Source organism: Siccirubricoccus deserti (assembly GCF_014283215.1).
Classification (GTDB): domain Bacteria; phylum Pseudomonadota; class Alphaproteobacteria; order Acetobacterales; family Acetobacteraceae; genus Siccirubricoccus; species Siccirubricoccus deserti.
Window position 1 is genome coordinate 1 of record NZ_JACOMF010000093.1, and the last position, 9,270, is coordinate 9,270.

7 protein-coding genes are annotated in these 9,270 nt (G+C 74.1%); 3 read left to right on the forward strand and 4 right to left on the reverse strand.

Features of this window, described 5'->3' with window-relative positions:
• Positions 1-154: 154 nt before the first annotated feature.
• The 4 genes from H7965_RS27065 to H7965_RS27080 all read right to left on the reverse strand — a co-directional run bounded on the left by H7965_RS27065 (position 155) and on the right by H7965_RS27080 (position 4,869).
• Positions 155-1,336 carry an MFS transporter gene (locus H7965_RS27065; RefSeq protein ID WP_186773656.1) on the reverse strand — a complete coding sequence of 394 codons (1,182 nt, stop codon included), beginning with the start codon at positions 1,334-1,336 and terminating at the stop codon, positions 155-157.
• A 106-nt stretch (positions 1,337-1,442) separates the two neighbouring features.
• Positions 1,443-2,204: an SDR family NAD(P)-dependent oxidoreductase gene (locus H7965_RS27070; RefSeq protein ID WP_186773657.1), complete on the reverse strand. Its 762-nt coding sequence runs from the start codon at positions 2,202-2,204 to the stop codon at positions 1,443-1,445.
• A 3-nt stretch (positions 2,205-2,207) separates the two neighbouring features.
• Positions 2,208-3,491, reverse strand: coding sequence for an alpha-hydroxy acid oxidase (locus tag H7965_RS27075; protein WP_186773658.1), 1,284 nt, complete (start codon positions 3,489-3,491; stop codon positions 2,208-2,210).
• A gap of 82 nt (positions 3,492-3,573) precedes the next feature.
• The gene (locus H7965_RS27080; protein ID WP_186773659.1) at positions 3,574-4,869 is read right to left on the reverse strand and encodes a hypothetical protein; all 1,296 of its coding nucleotides are present in this window, start codon (positions 4,867-4,869) and stop codon (positions 3,574-3,576) included.
• Between H7965_RS27080 and H7965_RS27085 the strand changes: the two genes are divergently transcribed.
• Genes H7965_RS27085 through H7965_RS31835 form a run of 3 tightly spaced genes read left to right on the forward strand, consistent with a single transcriptional unit; the run spans position 4,868 to position 8,531 of the window.
• A complete protein-coding gene (locus H7965_RS27085; protein ID WP_186773660.1) occupies positions 4,868-6,427 on the forward strand; it encodes a glycosyltransferase in 1,560 nt (519 codons plus the stop codon). The genes H7965_RS27080 and H7965_RS27085 overlap by 2 nt on opposite strands.
• Entirely contained in the window at positions 6,424-7,386 is a 963-nt protein-coding gene (locus H7965_RS27090) for a hypothetical protein (RefSeq protein WP_186773661.1), read from the forward strand. The genes H7965_RS27085 and H7965_RS27090 overlap by 4 nt, the downstream gene beginning before the upstream one ends.
• On the forward strand, positions 7,383-8,531 hold the full coding sequence (locus H7965_RS31835) for a glycosyltransferase (RefSeq protein WP_186773662.1): 1,149 nt from the start codon (positions 7,383-7,385) through the stop codon (positions 8,529-8,531). The genes H7965_RS27090 and H7965_RS31835 overlap by 4 nt, the downstream gene beginning before the upstream one ends.
• Positions 8,532-9,270: the final 739 nt, after the last annotated feature.

The window sequence follows — 9,270 nt, forward strand, 5'->3', positions numbered from 1 at the left end:
CGGCATCCGTGCCGGAGAGCAATTGATCCAGCAACTCATCGGCTATGTGCGGCGCTTTCCTTCGAGCCATGGGGGAGATCCTCTCTTTCCCTCATGACCGGCAACACACGAAAATCCCGACAGTCCCAACACGAGGGGAGCAAAACGCCCCTCGCTACCGCCCCACCATCCGCCAAACCACCACCACCCCCACCGCGGGCAACCCCGCCAGCAGCCCGAAGGCCAGCGCATAGGACCCCACCGCCGCCACCACCGCCCCGAACAGCGACGGCCCCACCACCACCCCCGCAAAGGCCACCGCCAGCACCCCGCCCGCCGCGTCGCCCACCTTGCCCGGCGCCGCCAGCCGCGCGCTCTCCGCCATCAGCACCCCGTTCCAGCCGGCCGCGCTGGCGCCGAGCAGGCAGAACAGCCCGATCACCGCCGCCTCCGGCCAGCCCAGCGCCCAGGGCAAGGCCACGCCCCCCGCCACGCTGACCACGCCGATCAGCGCCAGCGTTCGCATCCCGTCCCGCCAGGCATCGGCCACCATCCCCCAGAACAGCCGTGCCGCCGCGCCGATCGCCTGGGTCAGCGCCGCCACCAGCCCGGCCGCCACCGCGCCCCAGCCGAACTCCTCCACCAGCATCGTTACCGTGTAGGCGCCGAGCGCCAGCTGGAAGGACGAATACAGCGCCGAGGTCACCGCCAGCCCGCCCAGCCCCGGCTGCGACCGCAGCGCCGCCAGCCCGCCACCCGAGCCCGCCCGCAGCGGAAATCCCGGCTCCCGCCCCGCATCCCAGGCCGGGCGGAACACCCCGAAGCCCAGCGCCGCCACCCCCAGCACCACCCCCACCCCGATCACCGCCCCGCGCCAGCCGAGGCCGAGCGCCAGCGAGGGCAGCACCAGCCCGGCCAGCGCCCCGCCGATCGGCACCCCGGTCTGCTTCACCGCGAACACCATGTTGCGCCGTGCCGTCGGCGCCAGCCGCGCCAGCACCTGCGACGCCGCCGGATTGGTCAGCCCGTAGCCGAGGCCGATCAGGAAGGACCCCAGCACCGCCCCCGCCAGTCCCAGCCCCACCATCATCCCGCAGGCCGCCGCCGCCGCCGCCAGCGCGATCTGGGTGCAGCGCGCCGGCCCCAAGCGCCGCAGGGCACCGGCCGAGAGGAAGGAGGTCGCGCTCGCCGCGAGATAGATGCAGGCCACCTGCCAGCCGACCCAGTGCGGCGCCGCGCCCAGGTCCCGCGCCGCCAGCGGCGCCAGCACCGGCAGCACGAAGACTGTCAACGTTGCCAGCGCCTGGGCCGCCGTGGTGGCGAACAGCGCCGCCGCCAGCCCGCCCGCAGCGCGCATCCGCTAGAGCGGCTCGCCGCAGGGCGGCATCGCCCGGAGGCGTGACTCCGCTCTGCCAGCGAAGCAACAGAACATTTTGTGTGGGTTCATGTGAACGCGAGATGCTCTATTGCGGCGGCAGGCGCAGCGCGCCGTCCAGCCGGATGGTCTCGCCGTTCAGCATCGGGTTGGCGGCGATCGCCAGCACCAGCCGGGCGTAATCCGCCGCCGCGCCCAGCCGCTGCGGGAACAGCGGCAGTCGGGTCAGCGCGTCATGCGCCGCTGGCGGCAGCCCGGCCAGCATCGGCGTTTCCATCAGCCCGGGCGCGATGGTGACCACCCGGATGCCGCTCCGCGCCAGCTCCCGCGCCGCCGGCAGGGTCAGCCCGACCACCCCGGCCTTGCTGGACGCATAGGCGCATTGCCCGAGCTGGCCCTCATAGGCGGCGATGGAGGCGGTGTTCACCACCAGCCCGCGCTCGCCATCCGGCGCGGTGGGCTTGGTCGCCTGCATCCGCTCCGCCGCCAGCCGCAGCACGTTGAAGGTGCCGGTGAGGTTGACCCGCAGCACCCGCTCGAACAGCGCCAAGTCATGCGGCCCGTTGCGCCCGACGACGCGCGCCGGCGGCGCGATGCCGGCGCAGGAAACGGCGAGGCGCAGCGGCCCGAGGCCGCAGGCCGCATCCAGCGCCGCCGCCACCGCCACCGCATCCGCCACATCGCCCGCCGCGGCGACGCCGCCGATGCGCGCGGCGACCGCATCCGCCGCCTCCGCATTCAGGTCGAAGACGCAGACCTTCGCCCCCACCGAGGCCAGCACTTCCGCCGTCGCGGCGCCGAGGCCGCTGCCGCCGCCGGTGACCAGCGCGGCGATGCCCGAAAGCTCCATCGCTCAGCCGCCCCGCACGCGGCGCAGCAGATCGGGGCCAAGCTGCCGCAGATCGGTGATGCCGAGCATCGCCATGTCGCGGTGGATCTCCTCCCACAGCAGGGTGATGGCGTGCCGCAGCCCGGCCTCGCCGCCGACCGCCGCGGCATAGAGGAAGGGCCGGCCGAGGAAGACGAACTGCGCGCCGAGCGCCAGGGCCTTCAGCACATCCGTGCCGCGCCGGATGCCGCCATCCAGCATCACCGTCATGTCGCCCGCCACCGCGGCGATCTCCGGCAGCACGTGCAGCGGGGCGATGGCGCCATCCAGTTGCCGCCCGCCGTGGTTGGAGACGATGACGCCATCGGCGCCGTACTCCCGCGCCAGCCGTGCATCCTCCGCCGAGAGCACGCCCTTGACGATGAGCTGGCCCTGCCAGCGCCCACGGATCAGCGCCAGATGCTCCCAGGCCAGCCCGTCGCGCCGGCCGACCGCGCGGATCAGGTTGGGCGAGAGCACCGGCGGGCCGCGATCCGCGTCCATGTTCTCGAAATGCGGCATGCCGTGGTGCCACAGCGTGCGCAGCGCGGTGCCGAACAGCCAGCGTGGATGGCTGACGCCTTCCCAGAACAGCCGCGGGTTCGGCCGCAGCGGCAGGGAATAGCCGTTGCGGACGTTGTTCTCGCGGTTGGAGGAAACCGGCACGTCCACCGTCAGCACGAAGGTCTCGAAGCCGGCGGCGGCGACGCGGTCCACCAGCGCCTCGATCCGCGCCGGCTCGCCGGGCAGATAGGCCTGGTACCAGGCGCTCGGCCCCTCCGCCCGCACCTCCTCCAGCCGGATCAGCGAGGAGGCGCTGAGGATCATCGGAATCCCCGCCGCCGCGGCGGTGCGGGCGAAGACGAGATCGCCGCGATAGGCCGAAAGCGCCGAGGCCCCCATCGGCGCGATGCCGAAGGGCGCGGCATGGCGCCGGCCGAGCAGCGTGGTCTCGGTCTGCCGCGCCGAGACATCCTGCAGCACCCGCGGCACGAAGGCCCAGTCCTGGAAGGCATCGCGGTTGTTGCGCAGCGAGGCATCGGTCTCCACCGCGCCGGAGACGAAGCCATAGAGCATGCGCGGCAGGTGGCGCCGCGCCGCATGCTCGAAATCCTCCAGGCTGAGGAAGCGCTGCAGCCATGGCGGCACCGCCGCCACCGGGCGGGGCTCGGCGCGGACGCCCTGCGGCGTGGCGGGCGAGACGCCGCCGATCGGCTGGCTCAATTGGTCGTTGCGACCGGCATTCAGCGCCTCGCCTTCGGGCGGCATGGCTTCCTCCGCGGAATCGAATCCGGCGCAGCGTCGGGCGAAACCCTCGGCGGGTCAACGCGGCCAGGGCCGCGTCCGGCGGTCATTCCGCGTAGAGGAACACCACGCGTGACACCGCGACGGAGAGCACCCTGGCATCGGCGCTGGCCCCGTCGCGCGCCGGGCTGCCGCTGGTCCGGCTGGCCAGCCGCAGCGCCTCGCAGGCGAGCGGCCCGCCCTCCGGCACGATGCGCAGGACGAAGCCATGCGGCCCGGCGGGCATCGGCGTGACCTGCCCCGGCACCACGTCGAACTGCACCTCGAGCCGCGGCTCAGGGGTGGCGTAGAGATGGGCGATGTCGATCAGCACGGCGGTGACCGGCCGCTCCGGCGCCGGGTTCATCACCAGCCCGGCCTCGGTCATCCAGCGGAAGGAGCCCTCCGGGCTGTCCTCCGCGGCGTGCCAGCCGGGACCGAACTGCGCGGCATGGGCGTCGATCTCCTGCCGGCTGCCAGCCTCCGGCGTGCCGGCGACTGTAGTGGGGCCGTCGCCACCCGGCGCCAGCGTGCCGATCAGCGCGCGCAGCGCGGCCTGGCGATCCCCGGCCTCCTCCGGCCCGGCCAGGCGGTCGAGCAGCAGGGTGGCGGCGGCATCGATGAAGCTGTCGATCCGTTCCTGCTGCAGATCGAGCCGGCGCCGGCTTGCCGTCTCCAGCGCCGCCGCGGCGGCGGCATTGTCCTGCTCCAGCCGCGCCAGCCGCGCCTCCAGCCGAGCGATCTGCGCCTCCACCGCGCCAGGCCCGGTCCGTCCCCAGGCAAAATTCGCCAGCGGCGCCTCCTGGCCGACCAGATAGAGGCCGATGGTGAGGCCCGCCTCGGTCAGATCCTGCGGCAGCAGCGGCAGGCCGAAGCGGAAAGCGCAGCCGCCTTCCGGCCGGGCGACCGGCGGCTCCACCGCCACGGCGCGGGCAAGGGCGCCATTGACCCTTGCGTAGAGCACCGGCTGCAGCAGCCCGTTCGCCGCCTCGACGCCGGTGCCGCGCAGCACCCCATGGTCGAGCCGGAGATCGGCGACCTCGATCCGCGGCGGGCCGAGGATGCTCTGCGCCGCCGCCGCGCTTTCGAGGATCCAGGGCAGGGCGAGATCCGCGGTGTCGATATCGCAGGCGATGCGGATCTCAGCCGGCAGCGGCACCAGCGGCAGGCGGTGCAGCGGCACTTCCAGCAGCGTGTCCGGCAGCAGCACCGGCGGCAGCGCCAGGCTGCCGACCTCGATGCCGGCGCAGAGCAGGCGCAGCGGCCCCGGCGGCTCCAGCCGGCGAAGGCAGCGCAGCGCGAGCCCGCGCGGGCCGCAGCCGAGGACGAGCAGCGGAAGGGTTGCGGGCAAAGTCCCGTGCATGCCAAACAGCCGCTACCATGCGCTTCCGCGTGGCCGCAAGCGCGGCTCCCGCAGCCCCCGGGGCGAGGAGGGCGGAGCCGCGACACGAGACCCGATGGCCAGCCCGCCGCGCCTTACCGTCTTTTCCCCGCTGCCGCCCGAGCGCAATGGCATCGCCGATTATGCGCATGCGCTGCTGGGCGGGCTCGCCGCGCATTACGACCGCACCGCCGCCTGCGCGGATTGGCTGGCCCAGGCGCCGCCCGGCGTGGCGGTGGTCGATCCGGCGCTGGCGCATCGCGGCTTCGGCGCCGAGGGCCGGGTGCTGCATCAGCTCGGCAACAATGCCGGGCATGGCTTCGTGTTGCGGGCGCTGCGCATGCTGCCCGGCGTCGTCACCCTGCATGACCCCGGGCTGCTGCACCTGCATGAGGTGGCCGGGGAGGGGCGGGAGGCGATCCTCGCCGGCATGGTCTCGGCGCTGCCGGGCCTCGCCGAGCGCTTCGGCCGCCAGCTGCGCGACCACGGGGTGGAGAGCCGCGCCAACCATCTGCTGTTCGACCTGGCCGGCGATGTGCTGGCGGCGTCGCGCGCCGTGGTGGTGCATTCCCGCTTCGCCCGCGACCGGCTGCGCCTGGCGCATGGCGCGGCGGCGACGGCGCATGTCGCCGTCATCCCGCATCTGCTGCCGGCGCGGGAGATGCCGGAACGCGGCGCGGCGCGCGCCCGGCTCGGCATCGGCGAGGCCGAGTTCCTGGTGGTCACCGCCGGCTTCGGCACCGTGCCGAAGCGCTTCGACTGGCTGATCGCGGCGCTCGCCCTGGCGCTGCGGCGCGGCGCTTCGCTGCGCTGGATCCATGCCGGGGCGGAGCGCCCGGCGGAATTCCCGATCACCGCCCGGCTGGCCGAGCATCCGGCGCTGCTCGACCGTGCCCGGGTCACTGGCTACCTCGATGCGGCGGCGCTGGATGACCACCTCGCCGCCGCCGATGTGCTGGTGAACCTGCGCTTCCCTTCGTCCGGCGAAAGCTCCGGCCCGGTCGCGCGCGGGCTGGCCGCCGGCGCCTGCTGCATCGTCTCCGACACCGGCGCCTATGCCGAGCTGCCGCGCGATGCGGTGCTGCACATCCCGCCCGCCGCTACGGTGCCGCTGCTGGCCGAGGCGTTGCGGGCGCTGGCGGCGGCGCCGGAGCGGGCGCGGGCGATCGGCGCGGCCGGGCAGCGCTTTGCCCGGTCGGAGATGGCGCTGCCCGTGGTCGCCCGGGCCTATGCCGAGGTGATCGAGGCGAGCCGCGACCGTCCGCCGCGCGCCCAGCCGCCCGCCGCCGACCAGGGCCCGCCGCTGGTGCTGGCGGCCTGGCCGGTGCCGGACCGGGCGGCGATCGCCGCCGCCCTCGCCAGCCGCCCAGGGCCTTGCCGGCTGCTGTTGGCGGTACCGGAACTGGAGGCGCTGGCCGAGCTCAGCCTGGAGATGCCCGGGCTGCTGGCGGCATTGCTGCCGCCGCAAGCGCGGCTGCGGCGGGTACAGCTACAGGCGGCGCCACAGCCTGGGCTGCTGCTGGAGTTCGCCGGCGGATGAGCGCCACCGCCATCCTTGCCGCATTGCTGAGGCGGCTGGCCCCGGCGCCCGTGGTGCTCGATCTCGGCCTGCCAGCGGCCGGGATCTTCCCCCGGCTGCATGTGGCGCGCTGCGGTGTCGCCGATGCGGCGGCGCTGCCGGCGGCGGAACGGGCGCTGCTCGTCGGGTTGCGCGACCCGCTGCGGGGCCTGCCGCCCTTCGGCTTCGACCGGGCGGCCGATGCGGCGCTGCTGGCCGGCGCCCCCGCCGCCTGGGGCGAGGAACCGGGGGAGGGCCGCGACCGGCTGGTCTGGCTGCCCGGCCCGCCGCCCGCCGCTCTCGCGCCGCTATGGCAGGATGGCGCCTGGGCGCTGCTGCGCAGCGGCCCGCCGGGGTCCTGGCCCGGGCCGGAGCGCGGCCGGATCATGCTGCTCGCCGGCAGCACCGCCGCGGTGGAGCGCTTCGACCTGATGCTGCCAATCGACCGCCTGGCCCCGGTGCTGGAGGCGCTGCATGCCGCCGCCCAGGCGCTGGTGGCAACGGGCGGGCGGTGGCAGCTCGGCAAACGCGTGGTTTCGGCCCGCCTTGCCAGCCTTACCGCGCTGCTGGAGGCACCGGCCGCGCTGCCACCGCCCCTGGTGATCCCGGCCGCGGCGCTGCTGCAGGACGGACCGCCGGGGCTGGAGGATGGGGCGCTGCCCCTGGCCGGGGTGGCCCGGCGCCGGCTGCTGCTCGGCGGCCTGCCGCCCGGCCCGGTGCGCATCACCCTGCGGCTGCGCGGCGTCGGCAGCGTCGCTCCGGTGCTCTTCCTTGGCGGGTTGCGGCAGACGGCGAGCCTGCTGCCCGACCCTGATGGCACCGCCCGGCTGGGCGCCGCCGTCACCCTGGAGGGTACGGCGGCGCAGGTCCTCGGCCTCGCCCTGCCGCAAGGCGCCGCGCCGCCCGGCCTCGGCCTGCTCGGCGTCGAGGTGGCATGGTGAGCGCCGGAACGCCGCGCCCGGAAAGCCGGCGCCCGCCGCGGCTGCTGGTGGTCTCGCCCATCCCCTCGCATCCGGCCGACCAGGGCAATGCGGCGCGCATCCAGGCGCTGGGCGCGGCGCTGATGGCGCGCGGGGTGATCTGCGATTTCCTCTACTACGCCACTGAGGGCCTCATCCCACCGCAGCAGGCCGCCATGGCAGGCTTCTGGCACGCGCTGCACATCGTCCCGCCGGTGCCGGTCGGCCGCATGCGCCATCCCGGCTGCTGGGGGATCGACGATTGGTGCGCCCCGGCGCTGGTCGGGCAGGTCGCCGCCCTGCAACGCGGCTGGCGCTACGACGCCGTGCTGGTGAATTACGTCTGGATGTCGGCGGTGCTGGAGGCGGTACCGGATGCCCTCCGCCTCCTCGACACCCACGACCTGTTCGGCGACCGCCACCTGGCGGCCCACGCCCTCGGCGTCGACCCTTCCTGGTTCTTCACCACCGTGGCGGAGGAGGCCAGGGGCCTCGACCGCGCCGACCTCGTGCTGGCGATCCAGGCGGAGGAGGCGGCGGTGCTGCGCACCCGCACGGTGAAGCCGGTGCTGACCCTCGGCCACATGCCGCCGCTGGAATTCCTGATGCGGGACGCCGCGGCACCGCCGCGTCACCCCTTCGGCTACCTCGGCAGCGCCAACCCGTGGAACGCCGCCTCCGTGCTGGCGCTGGATGCCGCGCTGCGGGAGGCGCCGCTGCCCTGGCTGATCGCCGGCCGCATCCTCGGGCGACAGGATCTGGTGCTGGCCAGCCGACCGGCGCGCATGGCCGATGTGCCAGACCCGGCGCAGTTCTACGCCGCCGTCGATTGCGTGCTGAACCCGATGACCGGCGGCACCGGCCTCAAGATCAAGACGGTGGAGGCGCTGGCGCATGGCCGCCCCGTGCTCGGCACCAGCGCCGCCTTCGCCGGGCTGCCGGCCGAACACCCCGGCCACTGCGCCCCCGACGTGCCGGCGCTGGTCGGATTGATGCATGAGTATGCCGGCAGCCCAGCCTTCCGCCACGACCTCCGCCGCGCCTCCCGCCTGCTGGCATTGCGTCATGCGGCGGCGGTGGCGGCGGAGCAGGACAGCCTGGCGGCACGGTTGCACGCGCTGGTCTGAAGTCCGCCAGGACCCGGCACGCCGCATCGGGAAGACAGGCAAGGGCTGCACGGAGATACCGGCAGCACCATCGCCTTCCTTGACACCGAAGCGGAATGAGCGGCAACCGGCGACCCGCCGGTCTCGGTGGAAGCAAGCTCCGACGATGCGGCAGGGTATGGGCAGGCCATCACCGCAGCAGCCGAGGCGCTGGTGGCGGCGCGGCTGATGCTGGAGGATGCCGAGCGCTGCGCGGTGGCAAAGGGATGGCATGCGCCGCGGCATGAGGTGGTGGGGTTGGCGGGGCAGGGAGGCGCCGGCAGGGGTGGGGCGCTGTCTCGTCTCCTGCCCCTCCGCCGGGACCGAGGCTCGGCCCCGGATCCCACCGGAAGCTCTTCAGGTGGGGCGAGAGATATTTGCTTATTGGTCCCGGAATGATTGCAGCCGACTCTGTCCGAACACTCAGCTCATACGGCCGAATGACAGATGTTGTTGCTGGTGTTGAAAGACCCGGCCGTTAGCATCGGGCGATTGCTTCTACTCAGGTCCGGTCGTGGTGCATGGCACGGACGACGCGGAGCCCCGGTCAGGCGTATCTCTTGAGCAGCTTATGCCGTACTTCGGTAAGAGGGGCAAAACCTGTGGCGAGGGTGCAGTTTGCCCTTCCCAGGTGGCGGCTGGTCTGATTCGCTCGGGCGCATGGTCCCGCCCGCCGATCCTGACGCGCTGTCGCCGGCCGAGCTGAAGGCGCTGGTCAGCG

Coding starts and splice junctions, on each gene's coding strand:
- H7965_RS27065 (WP_186773656.1), bottom strand. CDS start 1,336: ATGCGCGCTGCGGGCGGGCTGGCGGCGGCGCTGTTCGCCACCACGGCG.
- H7965_RS27070 (WP_186773657.1), bottom strand. CDS start 2,204: ATGGAGCTTTCGGGCATCGCCGCGCTGGTCACCGGCGGCGGCAGCGGC.
- H7965_RS27075 (WP_186773658.1), bottom strand. CDS start 3,491: ATGCCGCCCGAAGGCGAGGCGCTGAATGCCGGTCGCAACGACCAATTG.
- H7965_RS27085 (WP_186773660.1), top strand. CDS start 4,868: ATGCCAAACAGCCGCTACCATGCGCTTCCGCGTGGCCGCAAGCGCGGC.
- H7965_RS27080 (WP_186773659.1), bottom strand. CDS start 4,869: ATGCACGGGACTTTGCCCGCAACCCTTCCGCTGCTCGTCCTCGGCTGC.
- H7965_RS27090 (WP_186773661.1), top strand. CDS start 6,424: ATGAGCGCCACCGCCATCCTTGCCGCATTGCTGAGGCGGCTGGCCCCG.